This window comes from Pseudomonas sp. AF03-9 (genome assembly GCF_020515815.1).
Classification (GTDB): domain Bacteria; phylum Pseudomonadota; class Gammaproteobacteria; order Pseudomonadales; family Pseudomonadaceae; genus Aquipseudomonas.
In genome coordinates, this window is record NZ_JAHPJF010000004.1 from 78,283 (window position 1) to 94,300 (window position 16,018).

A 16,018-nucleotide genomic window follows, 5' to 3' on the forward strand; every position below is an offset into this window, starting at 1 on the left:
GCAATCCTTTACGTGTCGAATTACCTTTCTTGACGGGCAAGTCTGAAAAAACCGGAAGCTAATGCGAATAATTATTTTTTGGCGCTGTCGTCGCGGTCGACGAAGATCAGCCAATTGGTAAAGTTTCTGACCTTGATCGGTAAGGTTTGCGCGAGTAACTGCAGGGCGTGGTCGCTGTCGTCCAGGGGGATCACCGCCGATACGCGCAGGTTTTGCAGGGCAGCGCGGTCGAATTGCACATGTGCGGCATGGTGACGGGCGATCTCATCGAGCACCTCGGGCAATGGCCGGTTGTCCACGACCAATTGGTGACGGCGCCAGGCTTCATTGATGCTGGCGGGGTCGATGCGGCCGCTCAGGCGCACGCCGTCGTGGCTGAGCAGGGCCTGGGTGCCGGCATCGACTTCCAGGATCTGCTGGGTGTTCGCGCTCTGCGCCGCGACCCGCGACTGCAACATGCTCAATACGGTGACATCACCGTCACGCTTGACCACAAACCGCGTGCCCAGCGCCCGCAAGGTGCCTTGGGCGGTCTGCACGATAAACGGCCGGGCCGGGTCGTGAGCCACCTCCACCAGGATCTCGCCTTGCAGCAGCTCGATGCGGCGCTGCACGGCGTCGAAATGCAGGTTCGCCGCGCTGATCCCGTTCAGCGTCAACGTGGAACCGTCCGCCAGTTGCAGGGTTTGCCACTGACCCGGACCGTTGTGCACATCGGCCATCCATTGTTGCGGGTACGGGCTGACCAGCAGCGCCGCCGCTGGAATCGCCAGGCTGCACGCCAGCAGCAGGGCGCGTACGGCATTTTTGCGGCGATGGGCTTTCTGGTGGGCAAACGCCGCGCTTAATGCCGACCGCGCCGGCGACCTGGTGCCACGCAGGGCCTGCATCCGGGTGATGACTTCTTCCATGCGCGCGGCCGCTGCGGCGTAGTGCGGGCCCTGTTGCTTCCAGCATTCGAATGCCAGCTGCTGGGCCTCGCTCAGTTCCCCTTCGTGCAGGCGCAGCATCCATTCGGCGGCTTGCTCTTCGATCTGTTGGCGGGCGTCGGGCATGTGCGATCAAGTATCCAGGCTATGGCTGCAATGCATGAGTGCCTGGATCAGGTACTTGCGCACGGTGCGTTCCGACAACTTCAGCTGTTGGGCGATCTGTTGCTGGGTCAATTCTTCGAGGTAATAGAGTACGAACGCCTGGCGCGAGTACTCATGCATGCCTTCGAGGATAAACGCGATCTGCTCCAGGGCTTCGAGGGTGGTGTGGATCTGTTCCGGCGACTGGAACCCTTCCAGGGCGTCCACCGTCAGTGCCAACTCTTGCAGATACGCTTGTTCAATCTGCCTGCGTCGCGCCTGATCGATTACCAGGCGTCGCGCCGTGGTACTCAGGTACGCCCGTGGTTCGCGGATGTGCGCCACGGATTCGCGTGCATTGAGGATGCGCGCAAAGGTGTCTTGCGCCAGGTCCGCCGCGTTCTGGCGACAGCCCAATTTGCGCCGCAGCCACGTCAGCAGCCAGCCGTGATGCTCGCTGTAGAGCGCGGTAATTTCCCGCTGGAAGGGCGGTTCACCCACAGACATAGGCGTGGCTCGAGCGTTATTGAGAATGGTTTTTAATTGTGAGGCCAAGTGTCAGGTAAACGCAATAGAGTCGCGTTTGGGCCCCGCAAGCCCGTATTTACGGGGTTTGCGCCGTCTACAGAAAAATATTTCAAATAAATTGCATTTAAATCAAGACATTGCGGATTTTTGATGTATGATGCCGCCCACACCGAAACGAAGGGTGATTAGCTCAGCTGGGAGAGCATCTGCCTTACAAGCAGAGGGTCGGCGGTTCGATCCCGTCATCACCCACCATTCGCTTCAAGTGTTACGCGCAGCGGTAGTTCAGTCGGTTAGAATACCGGCCTGTCACGCCGGGGGTCGCGGGTTCGAGTCCCGTCCGCTGCGCCATATTCGGTAACCTGGAACACTGAACGCCAGGTCACCACTAGAAAGCCCGCTCATTGAGCGGGCTTTTTTTCGTCTGCGATTTTCCTCTTGGCGCCTTGCCGTTGTGCACTGCACGTTCACCTTGAACTGTGCCGGTGCGCCATGACGTGGGGGAATACCCCCATGCACATTGGTCGATTGCGCCCCTGGCCGCTTAAACGGTTATCTATAGCCACGCGAAGACTTCCAGGCGAACTGCCGGCAGCAGGATGCTGCGGTGCCCGCCCTCTAACAATGGCCTTTCAAGGCGATAAAAATAGTCTGCAAGGGGAATGGCTCTACATGAAATATCCATTGCGTCCGTTGGTGTTCTGGCCAACTTTCCTGATCCTGCTGGCGGCGGTGATCGCCAGCTACGTCGACCTGAATGCATTCCTTGCGCTGAGCAAGCAGCTCAACAACCTGATCCTCAAGAACTTCTCCTGGCTGTTCAGCGCTGGCTCGTTTGCCATGGTGGTACTGACCGCTATCGTGTATTTCTCCGCATTGGGCAAGGTGCGCATCGGCGGTGAGGACGCCCGGCCGTTGCTGAGCAAATGGCGCTGGTTCATGGTGGCGCTGTGCACCACGCTGGCGGTCGGCGTGCTGTTCTGGACCACCGCCGAACCGCTCTACCACCTGTACGGCCCGCCCACCAGCCTGCCGATTGAAGCGGGCAGCGCGGCGGCGAAAAGCTTTGCGATGTCGACGATGTTCCTGCACTGGACCATCACCCCATACGCCATCTACCTGGTGCCGTCCCTGGTATTTGCGCTGGTGTTCTACAACCGCCGCAGTAACTTCTCGATTGGCGCGATGCTCGAACCCTTGCTGGGCGCGGCGCGGGTCAAGCGCTACGCCGGGCTGATCGATACCTTGGCGATGTTCGCCCTGGTCGCCGGCATGGCCTCGTCCCTGGGCACGGGCGCACTGACCCTGGCCGGTGGCCTGAGCCAATACATCGGCGGCGAAACTACACCGTTCCGTTTAGCGGTCATCATCGCGATCATCGTCATCACCTTTGTCGCCTCGGCGGCCAGCGGCCTGCAGCGCGGCATTGTGATGCTGTCGTCGTTCAACACCTGGATCATGCTCGCCCTCGGCCTGTTCGTGCTGTTGTGCGGGCCGACCCTGTACATGTTCAGCCTCGGCGTCGAATCCCTCGGCGTGTACCTCGACACCTTCTTCAGCCGCAGCCTGTCCACCGGCGCCGCGAGCGGCGACACCTGGCCGCAGAGTTGGACGGTGTTCTACTGGTCGGTGTGGTTTGCCTGGGCGCCGGTCAGCGCGCTGTTCCTCGGCAAGATCGGTCGGGGCTACACCGTGCGCGAATTCATCCATATCAACATGCTCTACCCGGCGTTGTTCACGGCGGTGTGGATCTGCATCTTCTCCGGCGCCAGCCTGTATTTCGACGCGCTCGGTGACGGCAGCCTCAACCGCGTATTGAACGAACAGGGCGTGGAGCACGTGCTGTACCAGATGTTCCAGCACCTGCCGGCCAGCGGCTTGATGATCGCGTTCCTGCTGTTCGTGGCGTTCATCTCGTTTGTCACCGCGGCGGACTCCAGCACCGACGTGATCGCCAACCTGTGCAGCAAAGGTGTGACTGCCGACTCCGACCTCGACGGCAACCCGATGTTGAAGATCGTGTGGGGCGTGATCATCGGCACAGTGTCGTGGGTGATGGTGTCGTTCATCGGCATCGACGGGGTGAAGATGCTGTCCAACCTCGGTGGTTTGCCGGGGATGATCCTGGTGCTGCTGGCCAGTACCTCACTGATTTTCTGGCTGAAGAACCTGGCGTTGCTCGAGGTGAAACGCTTGCGACCGACCGCTGAGCCGGAGCTGCGTGGTACCAGCGCCGTCACCGAATTTGCCCGCTAGACCCTCAAGCCTGTGTGTCTGCCCACGCGCTCCACGACGAGCGCGGGGGCGTCGTTTGTTTGCAATAAAAGTTTGGAGTTACCGATGGAAACCGTTACCGAATTTGCCTACAAGGTCCGTGAAATCGAGCACTGCCTGATCCCGCTGAAGGACGGTACCCAGCTGGCCGCGCGCATCTGGCTGCCGGAAGTCGCCGGCCTGCAAACCTTCCCCGCCATCCTCGAATACCTGCCGTACCGCAAACGCGACGGTACGGCCGTGCGCGATGCGCTGACTCACCCGTGGATGGCCGGGCAGGGCTACGTGTGTGTGCGTGTCGACATGCGCGGCAACGGCGAATCCGAAGGCTTGATGGCCGACGAATACCTGTTGCAGGAACAGGACGACGCCCTCGAAGTGATCGACTGGCTGTGCCAGCAGCCGTGGTGCGACGGCAACGTCGGCATGATGGGCATCTCCTGGGGCGGCTTCAACGGCCTGCAAGTCGCGGCGCGCCAACCCGAGGCGCTGAAGGCGATCATTACCCTGTGCTCCACCGACGACCGCTTCGCCGATGACATCCACTACAAGGGCGGCAACCTGCTGCTGGAGAACTTTGGCTGGGCCGCGACCATGCTCAATTTCAGCGCTGCCGTGCCCGACCCGCTACTGGTTGGCGACGCCTGGAAAACCCTTTGGCAGCAACGCCTGGACAGCATGCCGCTGCTCGCCGAAACCTGGTTGCAACACCAGACCCGCGACGATTACTGGCGCCACGGCTCGGTGTGCGAGGACTATTCACAGATCAAGGCGGCGGTGTATGCGGTGGGCGGCTGGGGTGATGCCTACCGCAATACCGTGTCGCGGCTGATGCAGCATCTTCCGGGGCCGAAGAAGGCAATGATCGGCCCGTGGATTCACAAATATCCACACTTCGCCGTGCCGAATCCGGCCATCGGCTTTCTGCAAGAAGCCAAGCGCTGGTGGGATCACTGGTTGAAAGGCATCGATAACGGGGTGATGGATGATGCAGCCTGCACATTCTTCCTACAGGATGTGCTGCCGCCCAAGGGCAGTTACGCCGAGCGGCCGGGGATCTGGGTGCAGACGGCGGGGTGGCCGGCCCCCCAGGTGCAGTGGACTGATTTCAGCCTCGGCGAGCACGGCCTGATCCCTGGCCGACAACCGTTGGCCACGCCGCGCAGTATCTGCTCGCCGCTGACCACCGGCCTGCACCAGGGCGAGTACTGCGCCATCTGGTTCGGCCCCGACGGCCCGACTGACCAGCGCCGCGACGACGCTCATTCGCTGTGCTTCGACTCGCCGGTGCTGACCGAACCGCTGGCGCTATTGGGCGATGCGCGTCTCACGCTGCGCCTGGCCAGCGACACGGCTTGCGGCCAATTGGTGGCGCGGCTGAATGCGATTGCGCCGGATGGCCAGGTCACACAGATCAGCTATGGCGTACTCAATCTCACGCTTCGTGAGGACTTTTCCCGTGTTACCCCTGTAGTCCCTGGCGCACCGATGGACGTGCACCTGAGCCTGGACCACATCGGCATGCGCTTGCCCGCTGGCTATCGTCTGCGCCTGGCCTTGAGCACCGCGAGTTTCCCGTTGCTGTGGCCGAGCCGTGAGCTGACCACCCTGACCTTGCTGCCCGCCCTGCAAAGCCTGCAACTGCCGGTGTTCAGCGGCGCGGCGGTGGACTGCCCGTTCGAAGCGCCGCAGGCCGCCACTCCGGTTGCCCTGCAAGTGCTGCGCGCCGCGGCGCCGAAACGCACCTTGATCGAAGACGTGGGCAGTGGCGAAGTCTGCGTGAAGATCGAGGACGACCTCGGCTCGGTGCGGTTTACCGACCACGGCCTGGCGGTGGACCAACGTTGCACCGAGCAATACCGCACCTCTGCCTGGGACCCGTTGTCGACCCGTGCCGACATCCAGTGGCACTACCGCGTCGGTCGCGACGAATGGGAGGTGGAGGTGGAAAGCCGTCTGAGCGTGCACGCCGATGCCGAGTGGTTCTATATCGAAGCGGAGCAGACTGCCTGGGAGAACGGCCAGCTGGAGCACCGCCGCCAATGGAGCAAGCGCGTGGCCAGGGTCGCGCTGTAAGCGGGCAACTGGCAGGATGCCTGCCAACGAATGCCAGTCGTCAGTAAAGGGCGAACGCACTACCTGTGGTGAGGGAGCTGGCTCCCTCGCCACAGGTGACGTTTTACGCTTTCGGGTGCTTGACTGGCTGGCATCAAGGGCACCCGAGTCTGTCTCTGCTATTGGAACCTGTCATGTCGCGCCGAAACGTCGATCTTCCCCCGCTCAATTGCTTGCAGACTTTCGAAGCGGCGGCCCGCCATTTGAGTTTTACCCAGGCCGCCCATGAATTGAACCTGACCCAGAGCGCGGTCAGCCGCCAGGTCAAGCGCCTGGAAGAAGACCTCGCCCGCCCGCTGTTCTATCGACTGGCCCAGGGGCTGAGCCTGACACCCGCCGGGGTGCGTTACTTCCGCACGATCCAGCGCCTGTTGCGCGAACTCGATCGTGAGTCCGCCGAACTGCGCCGACGCGGCGCCGACCGCCAGTTGACCCTGGCCAGCACGCCGACCATCAGCTCGATCTGGCTGGCCGGCTTGTTGCCGCAATTCCAGCGTGAACACCCGGACCTGGATATCCGCATCCTGTGCAGTGAAAGCCCCGGCCACCTGGATGTCAGCGAATATGACCTGGGCCTGTTCTATCACCTCGACGAACTGCCGGCGCCCCATGGCCTGGAGCTGTCGCCGGTGTTCGACAACGAGCAGGTCATCACTGTGTGCAGCCCTGCCTATATAGAGCGTCACGGTCCGATTCGCGATGTGGAGCACTTGCTCCACGCCCACACCTTATTGATCGTCGAGGACCACTACCACGACTGGCTGACCTGGACCGATTGGTTTGCCGATGTCGGCGCCCACTACCACACCCCGCGGCATGCGCTGCGCACCAACAGCTATCAGCTGTTGATGCAGTCGGCGGTCATGGGCCATGGCGTGGCCCTTGGCTGGAAGAGTCTGCTGCAAGGTGAACTCGACGCCGGTCGCCTGCAAATGGCCTTGCCCCACACCATGCACAGCCGGGGGCGCCTGCACCTGATGCAACCCCATCACCGCAACCCGCCATCGGCGGCGCGCAGTTTTCGCCAATGGCTGCTGGCCCATGCCAGCCATGTGAACAAGCCTCTCTGAGCCACCATGAACCTGACTTTTCTGACCTTCCCCGCGCTGTACAGCGCGACCATCCTGATGCTCACCGGCAACGGCTTGTTTTTCAGTTTTATCGGCCTGCGCTTGAGTAGCCAGGGCATCAACGAAGTGTGGATCGGTGCGCTGACGGCGGCGTACTACGGGGGGATGGTCTGCGGCGCCAAGTTCGGCCACCGCATGATCGCCGGCGTCGGGCACGTGCGCTCGTATGTGGCCTGTGCCGGAGTCGCCACCATCATCGTGCTGCTGCACGTGTTGTTCGAGCAGTTGGCGTTCTGGCTGGCGCTGCGATTTGTGATGGGCCTGGTGATGATGAACCAGTACATGGTCATCGAAAGCTGGCTCAACGAGCAGGCGGAAAACAACCGGCGCGGCGCGGTGTTCGCCGGTTACATGGTTGCGGTGTCCCTAGGCTTGATGCTGGGGCAGGGCGTGCTGATCTGGCGTCCGGAGCTGGATTTCAAACCGCTGATTATCGTCGCGATCTGCTTTGCCGCCTGCCTGCTGCCGGTGACCATGACCAAGCGCCTGCACCCGGCGAAGCTGGTAGCGGCACCGCTGGAAGTGGGGTTTTTCTGGCAACGGGTGCCCCAGGCGCTGACCACGGTGTTTGTCACCGGCCTGATGATCGGCGCGTTCTACGCCCTGGCCCCGGTGTTTGCCACACGCAACGGCTTGAGCACGGGCGAGGCAAGTACGTTTGTCGCGGTGTCGATTTTTGCCGGGCTGTGCGGCCAGTGGCCCATCGGCTGGCTGTCGGACCGCATTGACCGCTCGCGCTTGATTCGCGCCTGCGCGTTAGCGTTGGGGCTGTTGGTGATCCCGCTGTGGGGGCTGGTACAACTGCCTTACGCGTTGTTGTTGCTGTTCGGTTTTCTCAGCGGCTTGCTGCTGTTCACCCTCTACCCGTTGGCGGTGGCGCTGGCCAATGACAACGTCGAGCAGCCGCGACGTGTACCGTTGAGCGCGATGATGCTCGCCACCCACGGCATTGGTGCCAGCCTGGGGCCGATACTCAGCGGCGCGTTGATGAACAGCTACGGCCACGGCGCGTTCTACATGCTGTTTTCCGCCTGTGCGCTGCTGCTGATCTGGCGCGTGCAGCCCAAGCAGGTCACCGGCGAATACCTGGTCGACGGCGCACCGTTGCACCACGTCGCCATGCCCGAACACCCAATGGGCGCGGTACTCGATCCGCGTGTCGACGAAATCCCCGAGGCGCTGGTGATCAACGACCCGCCGCCCGACATCAAGGTGTGACGGCTATTCGGCTTTTTTCTTGCGCGGCCGGCGCGTGGCCAAATGCTCGAAACAAAACGACGCGGTGCCGAACACGGCGATCAGGGTCAGTACGAGCATGCCGAGGGTTGAGCTTTCCACGGTGAATTCCTACGTGATGGGGTAGGTGTTCACCGTAGTGGCGGGGCGAAAGAGCCTCAATAGACCCGACGTTTTCCTTACGGCGTCGGGCCCATTGTTACGCACTCTTTACGGGGCGTTACGGCTGTGACGGTAGTCGCTGACCGCTTCGTACACCGCTTTGCGCAAGCGGTTGATGCCGCCGATGGGGCGGTGTTCGGCGACGCCGAACCATGGGTTGAATGACTGGTTGTCGCACGCCAGGTTCAATGCCGGGGTGTCGAAGTCCTGCGCCGGGATCGTCACTTTCGCCACGGTTTCGTAAGGCGCATCGCTTTCCTTCCACTCGATGCTGGTGTCTTCGATCGGCATGAATTTCTGCGGGTTCTGCCGCTGGATCTGCAACACGAAACACGCCGCTACGCGGTCGGTCGACAACTGCTGGTTCAGCGCACTGCGCAGGAAGTTCGGCAGGTCCTGGTTCTGCTTCGGCAACTGGTATTGCGGGCAGCTTTGCGGGTCGGGCGCGACACGGAATTTGGCGTTGGCCGCGCCGAACTTGTAGGGCGATACGGAAAAGTATGTGGTCTGCGTCGGGCTCGCCGGTGCGGGGGCCAGGGTTGCCAGGGCGATAAACAGATGGCGTACCTGCCAGCTGCGCGGGTCGGCCTTGGGGAAGAACGCCAGCACCTTTTTGCCGTCAGCCTGGGCGCCGATGTTCTGTGCGTACTCGGCCACATCGCTGACGAAAAAGTTCGGGTGACTGAACATCACGAAGTCCTGCTCGGTGCGGCTTTGCTGGTCGGCCAACAGCTGCTTGCCCGGTACATCCAGCAGCTTGATCGCCATGCCGCGTGCATCGCGGATGCTGTCGAACTGCGGGTACGCGTTGCCGTTGGACAGCCGCATCATCGCCTGCCAGGTCTTGCCCGGTTGGGCAAACACGCCCTGGCGCAACGCCGGGTCGAGGTCGGCGAGTACACTGACTTCGGCCTTCACGCAACCATGGGCCTTGGCATGGGCGTCACGCAGGTAGCGCGTGCCTTCGCGGTGCTGGTCAACGATGCGCACCGCAGTCTGGATAATGCCTTGGGTCATGGCGGCTTCACCCGCCGGGATCTGCTCCTCCGGTGACACCGGGCCGCTGTGTTGCCAGGCGAACCAGGCGCTGGAGGCCAGCCATCCCAGCAGGCCAAGGCCCACCAGCCACAGTAGGGTCTTGCCGAGAAACGCGCCGATGCGTAGCCAGAGGCGGGCGAGCAGGGAGGGTTGGTCGTATCGAGAACGGATAATCATGGCAGTTGTTGCTCCAGCGGGCCGCCCAGCACTTTGAGGTATTCCAGCAGCGCCCAGCGTTCCTGCGGCAGCAAGCCGCGGCCAATGACGCCATTGCCACGCTGGCCTGCACGGAATTCGTGGCCGCTGTTGTGGTTGCCGGTGATTTTGGTATCGAACAGGAACGCGTTCTTGAACGCGGCGGTTTCGAAGCCCAGGTGACGCGGGTCGTAGGCGAAGGTGCCTTTATAGAAGGTGGTGCTGCGTTCGTCCTGGGGCGAGAGCAACTGGTAGATCGTCGGCACCGAGCCGTTGTGCAGGAACGGTGGCGTGGCCCACACACCGGCCAGTGGTCGCGCCTTGTAGGCGCGCAACTCACGCACGCCGATGGGCAGGCCGTAGCCGTCCAGGCGCGGACGCTCGGCCGGGGTCACGCCGGCGGCGCGGTAGGCGTGCTCTTCGACGAATGCGGTGACGTAGGCCAGGCCCTTGGCCACGGACATCTTCTTCAGGTCCAGGGGTTCGGTCGGCGTGGGGTGCAGTTGCACATTCAGTTGGGCCAGCTCGGCCGGGTCCCATTGCAGGGCGCTGAGGTCGTAGCGTTGGTCGGCGATGTTATTGGCGGTGCCAGGGTCGGTGCCGATGTAGTCCACCGGCAGCATTTTCAGCTGTTGCACCGGGCGGCCGTTTTCCTGGGTGACGCTGGGTACGTGGCAGCCGGCGCAGTTTTCGGCGAACAGCGCGCGGCCTCTGGCGGCGAGGGGTTTGTCCACGGCACCGAACAGGTCCTCGGGCCAGGTCGGTGGCTTGAGGCGTTGCAGGGTTTCTTCGATCCTGTTGAGGTCGCGCACGCGCACGCTGGAGGGGTAACGCGCAGCGCCTTGCAGGGGTTGGCCGGCGTTGTCGAAGAAGGTCAGGGTGGCGCCGACGCCGAGGGCTTCGCCGATGTTGCGTGCCATGGGCTGCTGGGCCGAGCCGTTCCATTGCACCCAGTCGAAAGTCCAGATGTCCCACAGCTGCGGGTAGTCCACTGGTGCATTGGCGATGCGATAGTTCTCTGGGGAAATCGCGTCGCCGAAGCTGGCATTGGCGATACGGCCAAATGCGTCGGTACGGCCGGGGCCTTCTTCGGTGGGGTAGAGGCCGCGATGGGTGTCATTCCAGGCGACTTTGAGGAAGGTGTTCAGCGACTGTTTGAAGTCCTGGCGCAGTTGGCTGTGTTCGGCGTCGTAGCGATCCCCTAGTACCTGGCGGGCAAAGCGTTCGAACTTCCACGGGTTGTAGTAGGTGGCGGCAAGGCTGGCGACAAGGGCCTGGCCAAAGCTGCCGCCGCGCAGGGTCGGTACGCTGGAAGGCAGCACATGCTGGGCCGAACCGCCGTCGATGCGCAGGGCCTGGCCTTTGAAATGCAGCTCGCCGGTGTGGCAGGCGGCGCAGGTGATGTCCAGGTATTCGGCGGTGCTGTCGGCGTTCTTGTGCCGGGCGAAACCCACGGGCAGGTTGCCGGGGTTTTGAGCGCTGGGCACTTGCTTGGGGTCGACCAGGAAACCGAAGCGCGCCAGGTATTCCGGCGTGGCGAAGCGCTGCTCGGAGAACGGCAGTTCCAGGGCGGTGAACCAGTCGTAGTGCAGGCCTTTTACCTGGGTGCCCTGGGGCGTGAAGTAATAGGTCTGGCGGTCGGCGGCACTCCATTGGTCCCCGTAGTGCACCTGCTGCACGGGCACGTAGTCCGGCAGCTTGGGATTGACGACGTAATAGAGCACCACGGCCAGGATCAGCCCCAGAGCCGCGAGGATCAGGAGTAAAACGCGGGAAAAAATGCGCAAGATAACTATCCTTGTCGAGTGGTAGCGCTGTTATGCCACTACGCCACAGGTGCGGCAAGTGGCCATGAGCCTCGTTTGAGGTGGTCCCGCGATCCATCGCGGGCCTCCATCATGAATGAAAATGCTTTTAAACACGTGAACTTATCAGAAGTTTTCGGCTCACATGCCGGTAGCCATTGGTCGTGGCCGCCTGATAAGCTCGCGACTTTATTCGAATGCCCTTTAGGCGCATGAACAAGGAAATAGCATGAAACAGCATCGGTTGGCGGCGGCGGTGGCCCTGGTTAGCCTGGTACTTGCGGGTTGTGATTCGCAGACCAGCGTAGAGCTGAAAACCCCGGCGCAGAAAGCTTCCTACGGCATCGGCCTGAACATGGGCAAAAGCCTTGCCCAAGAAGGCATGGATGACCTGGATTCCAAAGCAGTAGCCCAAGGCATTGAAGATGCCGTCGGCAAGAAAGAGCAGAAGCTCAAAGACGACGAACTGGTTGAAGCGTTTGCCGCCCTGCAAAAGCGTGCTGAAGAACGCATGACTAAAATGAGCGAAGAGTCGGCAGCCGCCGGCAAGAAATTCCTCGAAGACAACGCCAAGAAAGACGGCGTCGTGACCACGGCTTCCGGCCTGCAGTACAAGATCATCAAGAAAGCCGACGGCGCCCAGCCCAAGCCGACCGACGTGGTGACTGTGCACTACACCGGCAAGCTCACCAACGGCACCACCTTTGACAGCTCCGTGGATCGCGGTAGCCCGATTGACCTGCCGGTCAGCGGTGTGATTCCGGGTTGGGTCGAAGGCCTGCAACTGATGCACGTAGGCGAGAAGGTCGAGCTGTTCATTCCTTCCGCATTGGCCTACGGCGACCAGAGCCCGAGCCCGGCGATTCCAGCCAACTCCGTGCTGGTATTCGACCTGGAACTGTTGGCCATCAAGGACCCAGCCAAGGCTGAAGCCCCTGAGGCACCTGCTGCACCCGCCGCCAAGAAGTAATCGGCGCCTGAACACACAACGCCCCGTCTCGACGGGGCGTTGTCGTTTGTAGTGAGCGGGCTTGCCCCGCGCTGGGGGGCGAAGCCGCCCTAAATCGGTTCGCCGCGGTGTATCAGGAAGACCGCGATGCCGGATTTGGGGCGGCTTCGCCCCCCGGCGCGGGGCAAGCCCGCTCACTACATGCGATTCAAGCGAACGTCTGTGACGGGTGACAGTCTGATATAACACTCGAACACGGCTAGCCGCACAGCAACGCCAAGTCAATGAAATATTGGGTTTTTTTCAAGTGCGCAAAAAACGCCCGATCTGACTGCAAGCCTTGTAAACCGTGGCTTTCAGCCAGCAAAACCGGCTCTGTTCACAAGGTTATCCACAATTTGTGTGGATAACATTTGTGTTCGCCTGGAACTGGAGTGACGAATGAAACCACCCTTCAATTTCACCCGTTTCCTGCCCATGGCGGCGCGTTTGCTCGGCCGTGGCCGTTTGCCTACGCTGCTCTTCGCGGTCGCTGCCAAGGGCTCCAGCCAGGGCAACCGCCTGGGTAAGCTCAAGGATGATCTCAAATTGCTTCAGGCCCTGTGCCTGGCGTACTGGCGTGGCGAGTATCGGGCGATCAGCCCCAAGGCACTGGTCTCGGTGGTGGCGGGGCTGATGTACTTTCTCAGTCCGATCGATGCGATCCCGGACTTTATCCCGTTGTTCGGCATGCTCGATGACATCGCCGTGCTGGCATGGCTCATGAAGACCCTGGACGACGAGCTGAGCGCTTTTCGTGCCTGGCGTGAGGCACAGCGTCCTGAAAAGCTCGCGGTGGTTGAGCGGCTCCCTGCGACGCCGGCACTGCTGGCCAAGGAAAACCCGCAAAAAAACTGACGATACGGCTATCCTCTGCGACCTTTGTGGCTGTTAGGATTACACTCCTAGGGAAAGAGCTTACTTAGTAAGTGTTGTTATCCTACGGGGCAGTCATGGATATTCAGATAATTTCACGCAATGGCGAACCCGAATACGCGGTGTTGCCTTGGGATCAATACCAGGCGCTGCTGAAAGCTGCCGGTCAGCAACAACCCGCTACACCTCCCCCCGTTTCTACTGCCCAAGCCGCCGTCCCGGATCTGCGCCCGCTCGCAGACCTGCGCGGCTTGCGCGAAGCCAAGGGCCTGGCAATCGAGGCCCTGGCCCGTACCGTGGGCATCAGCCCGTCGTATCTTGGATTGATCGAAAGTGGTGAACGCCAGCCGGATGCCGCGATCCGCCGCAGCCTGGCCTGGGAATTGGGCGTTGCAGGTTGGAGGGATGAATCTTGAGCCTACGTATCAGCCGTCAACATTGGGATGGGTTACTCAACGAACTGGACCAGGCGCGCCGCCAGCGCCATCTGCTGACGTACCGCGCGCTGCTGGAGCGCCTGCAATTCCCCACGCCGGCCATGCAAACCCTGGCCGCCGCCCTGGAACACCTGGCAGCGCTGGACGCCAAGGCCGAGCAGCCGTTGCGCAGTTCCCTGGTGATCAGCCAGGGTGCGAGCCGCCTGCCGCGTACCGGCTTCTTTGAATGTGTGGAGCGCCTGGGGCGTTTCAGCGGGCCGTCCGATGGCGTGGCCGCGGCATCCTGGCATGCCTCGGAAGTGGTGCGGGTATTCGAGTACGAATACCCGGAATCTGCCGAGGCCTAAAGCGCCTGGGGCAGCGCGTCCATGCTGTCGATCACATGGATGCTGTAGCCGGCCACGTCCTTGGCATGGTGCTTGGCTTGCGACGCCAACTCCGCCAATTGGCTGGCATCGAGTTGTCCACAGGCCTGTGGATATAAATGCACCACGCCGATGGACAGCGACAGTAACGCGAACTCCTGACGTACGCCCTGGCGGTTCAACGCCACGAAGCAGCCAGCCTCGAGGTGCTCGGCACGGTAGAAGCGCCTGCATTGGGTGTGGAAGTCATCCAGCAGTTGGTTGAGCCGCTTGCGCCAATCCTGCGGCCCCAGTACCAGCAAGAAATCATCTCCGCCGATATGCCCGACAAAGTCGCGGCTGGCGTCGACCCGGTCGTTCAGGCACTGGGCCAGGCACAGCAACACTTCATCGCCACGCCCATAGCCGTAGATGTCGTTGAACGGCTTGAAGCTGTCGATATCCACGTAACAGATCACCGACTCCCGTTGTTGTTGCAACAACCGCGTCAGGCATTGCTGGATCGGTACGTTGCCGGGTAGCAACGTCAGCGGGTTGGCGTAGCGTGCCTGTTGGATTTTCAGCTCGGTGATCAGCTTGAGTACGTCGATCACGCGGCCCAGCCCCAGGTAATCGCCGTTGAGCGTAATGATGAAATCTTCTTCGATACGCTGCCGTGCACGGCTGGTCAGCAGGCGGCTGACCTGTTGCAGCGACTGGCTCAACTCCACCGCGAGAAAGTCGCTGCTCATCAAGCGGCTGATGGGCTTGCGCGCAAACAGGTCGGTGGCGAACGGCTTGAGCAGCGCATCCGACAGCGAATGCCGGTGCACGATACCCACCGGATGCCCGCGGCCATCAAGCACCGCCAGGGAGTTGAGGTTGGCCTGGCGGCGAAATGCCTCAAGCACCTGGGCGGTGGCGGTGTCCTGGTCCACGGCAGGTTGTTCGTTGAGCAGGGCGCTGAGGTCGCTGCCTTCGTCGCTCAGGGCCACGTTGGCGCTGTCGGGCCTGGGCAGCATTTGGCGTGGTTCCTGCGGTGGATTTTCCTGGGGACGACAGAGCAGATAGCCCTGCACCAGGTCCACGCCCATCTCCGTCAGCACCGCCAGCTCTTCCGGCAACTCGATGCCCTCGGCGATCACCTGGGCGCGGGAGGCCTTGGCGATTTGCAGGATCGAGCCGACAAACTCGCGCTTGAGCGCATCCTGATGGATGCCGTCGATAAAGTGCCGGTCGATCTTCACGTAATCCGGACGCAACTCCGACCACAAGCGCAGGCTGGAATAGCCGGCGCCGAGGTCGTCCAGGGCAATCGAGAACCCCATGTTGCGGTAGTGATGCAATGCGGTTTGCAGCAGGTCGAAATCGTCGGTGGGGGTCTGTTCGGTGAGCTCGATCACCACCTGGCTCGGTGGGATGCCATAGTCGCGCAGCAATTGCAGGGTGCGCCCGGGTTGGTGCGCCGTCTCCATCAAGGACTCCGGGGAGATATTGAGGAACAGCTTGCCCGGCAGTTTCTGTTCGCTGAAGCGCCGGCACGCGCTTTCGCGGCAGGCCATTTCCAATTCGCTCAGACGCCCCGCCTGGCTAGCCACCGAGAACAGCGCGACAGGGGAGTGCAGCGGGCTGTTGGAGGGGCCACGGCTAAGGGCCTCATAGCCGAGGATGCGTCGTTCGGACAGGCAGATGATCGGTTGGAACAGGCTGTGCAAACTGCCTTGAGCCAGGATTGAGCCCAATGCATTCAGCTGTTCGGTCATGGTCATGGCGATCTCGATCGAAAAAAAAGGACCGCGGGCGGTGAGCCGACGGTC

General features: G+C 61.9%; 13 protein-coding genes and 2 tRNA genes. 10 read left to right on the plus strand and 5 right to left on the minus strand.

Annotated elements, in window-relative coordinates; translation table 11 throughout:
- Nucleotides 1–71: 71 nt before the first annotated feature.
- Nucleotides 72–1,055, minus strand: coding sequence for a FecR family protein (locus tag LIY36_RS09170; RefSeq protein ID WP_226455483.1), 984 nt, complete (start codon nt 1,053–1,055; stop codon nt 72–74).
- 6 nt (nt 1,056–1,061) lie between these two features.
- Nucleotides 1,062–1,580, minus strand: a complete 519-nt coding sequence (locus LIY36_RS09175) for a sigma-70 family RNA polymerase sigma factor (RefSeq protein WP_226455484.1) — start codon at nt 1,578–1,580, stop codon at nt 1,062–1,064.
- 200 nt (nt 1,581–1,780) lie between these two features.
- Between LIY36_RS09175 and LIY36_RS09180 the strand changes: the two genes are divergently transcribed.
- From LIY36_RS09180 to LIY36_RS09205, 6 genes are all read left to right on the plus strand, one after another.
- A tRNA-Val gene (locus LIY36_RS09180) sits at nt 1,781–1,856 on the plus strand.
- 19 nt (nt 1,857–1,875) lie between these two features.
- Nucleotides 1,876–1,952, plus strand: a tRNA-Asp gene (locus LIY36_RS09185).
- A 321-nt stretch (nt 1,953–2,273) separates the two neighbouring features.
- On the plus strand, nt 2,274–3,857 hold the full coding sequence (locus LIY36_RS09190; protein ID WP_226455485.1) for a BCCT family transporter: 1,584 nt from the start codon (nt 2,274–2,276) through the stop codon (nt 3,855–3,857).
- 84 nt (nt 3,858–3,941) lie between these two features.
- On the plus strand, nt 3,942–5,951 hold the full coding sequence (locus LIY36_RS09195) for a CocE/NonD family hydrolase (protein WP_226455486.1): 2,010 nt from the start codon (nt 3,942–3,944) through the stop codon (nt 5,949–5,951).
- A gap of 173 nt (nt 5,952–6,124) precedes the next feature.
- Entirely contained in the window at nt 6,125–7,060 is a 936-nt protein-coding gene (locus tag LIY36_RS09200; protein WP_226455487.1) for a LysR substrate-binding domain-containing protein, read from the plus strand.
- Nucleotides 7,061–7,066: 6 nt separating this feature from the next.
- Nucleotides 7,067–8,338, plus strand: a complete 1,272-nt coding sequence (locus tag LIY36_RS09205) for an MFS transporter (protein ID WP_226455488.1) — start codon at nt 7,067–7,069, stop codon at nt 8,336–8,338.
- A gap of 228 nt (nt 8,339–8,566) precedes the next feature.
- On the opposite strand, the gene LIY36_RS09210 is transcribed toward LIY36_RS09205, so the two are convergent.
- Together LIY36_RS09210 and LIY36_RS09215 are read right to left on the minus strand one after the other, a co-directional pair.
- A complete protein-coding gene (locus LIY36_RS09210) occupies nt 8,567–9,733 on the minus strand; it encodes a catalase family protein (protein WP_226455489.1) in 1,167 nt (388 codons plus the stop codon).
- Nucleotides 9,730–11,538 carry a di-heme-cytochrome C peroxidase gene (locus LIY36_RS09215; protein WP_226455490.1) on the minus strand — a complete coding sequence of 603 codons (1,809 nt, stop codon included), beginning with the start codon at nt 11,536–11,538 and terminating at the stop codon, nt 9,730–9,732. The genes LIY36_RS09210 and LIY36_RS09215 overlap by 4 nt, the downstream gene beginning before the upstream one ends.
- Nucleotides 11,539–11,785: 247 nt before the next feature.
- On the opposite strand from LIY36_RS09215, the gene LIY36_RS09220 reads away from it, so the two are divergent.
- The 4 genes from LIY36_RS09220 (at nt 11,786) to LIY36_RS09235 (ending at nt 14,204) form a co-directional block, all read left to right on the plus strand.
- Nucleotides 11,786–12,526, plus strand: coding sequence for an FKBP-type peptidyl-prolyl cis-trans isomerase (locus LIY36_RS09220; protein ID WP_192298880.1), 741 nt, complete (start codon nt 11,786–11,788; stop codon nt 12,524–12,526).
- Between the two features lie 420 nt (nt 12,527–12,946).
- Nucleotides 12,947–13,402 (plus strand): YkvA family protein, encoded by a 456-nt coding sequence (locus LIY36_RS09225; protein ID WP_226455491.1) that lies wholly within the window; start codon nt 12,947–12,949, stop codon nt 13,400–13,402.
- Between the two features lie 95 nt (nt 13,403–13,497).
- Nucleotides 13,498–13,836, plus strand: coding sequence for a helix-turn-helix domain-containing protein (locus tag LIY36_RS09230; RefSeq protein ID WP_192301208.1), 339 nt, complete (start codon nt 13,498–13,500; stop codon nt 13,834–13,836).
- Entirely contained in the window at nt 13,833–14,204 is a 372-nt protein-coding gene (locus LIY36_RS09235) for a hypothetical protein (protein WP_005786715.1), read from the plus strand. The genes LIY36_RS09230 and LIY36_RS09235 overlap by 4 nt, the downstream gene beginning before the upstream one ends.
- Here LIY36_RS09235 and LIY36_RS09240 read toward each other — a convergent pair.
- The gene (locus LIY36_RS09240; RefSeq protein ID WP_226455492.1) at nt 14,201–15,970 is read right to left on the minus strand and encodes a bifunctional diguanylate cyclase/phosphodiesterase; all 1,770 of its coding nucleotides are present in this window, start codon (nt 15,968–15,970) and stop codon (nt 14,201–14,203) included. The two genes, LIY36_RS09235 and LIY36_RS09240, sit on opposite strands and share 4 nt — an antisense overlap.
- Nucleotides 15,971–16,018 lie beyond the last annotated feature (48 nt).

Coding starts and splice junctions, on each gene's coding strand:
- LIY36_RS09170 (WP_226455483.1), bottom strand. CDS start 1,055: ATGCCCGACGCCCGCCAACAGATCGAAGAGCAAGCCGCCGAATGGATG.
- LIY36_RS09175 (WP_226455484.1), bottom strand. CDS start 1,580: ATGTCTGTGGGTGAACCGCCCTTCCAGCGGGAAATTACCGCGCTCTAC.
- LIY36_RS09190 (WP_226455485.1), top strand. CDS start 2,274: ATGAAATATCCATTGCGTCCGTTGGTGTTCTGGCCAACTTTCCTGATC.
- LIY36_RS09195 (WP_226455486.1), top strand. CDS start 3,942: ATGGAAACCGTTACCGAATTTGCCTACAAGGTCCGTGAAATCGAGCAC.
- LIY36_RS09200 (WP_226455487.1), top strand. CDS start 6,125: ATGTCGCGCCGAAACGTCGATCTTCCCCCGCTCAATTGCTTGCAGACT.
- LIY36_RS09205 (WP_226455488.1), top strand. CDS start 7,067: ATGAACCTGACTTTTCTGACCTTCCCCGCGCTGTACAGCGCGACCATC.
- LIY36_RS09210 (WP_226455489.1), bottom strand. CDS start 9,733: ATGATTATCCGTTCTCGATACGACCAACCCTCCCTGCTCGCCCGCCTC.
- LIY36_RS09220 (WP_192298880.1), top strand. CDS start 11,786: ATGAAACAGCATCGGTTGGCGGCGGCGGTGGCCCTGGTTAGCCTGGTA.
- LIY36_RS09225 (WP_226455491.1), top strand. CDS start 12,947: ATGAAACCACCCTTCAATTTCACCCGTTTCCTGCCCATGGCGGCGCGT.
- LIY36_RS09230 (WP_192301208.1), top strand. CDS start 13,498: ATGGATATTCAGATAATTTCACGCAATGGCGAACCCGAATACGCGGTG.
- LIY36_RS09240 (WP_226455492.1), bottom strand. CDS start 15,970: ATGACCATGACCGAACAGCTGAATGCATTGGGCTCAATCCTGGCTCAA.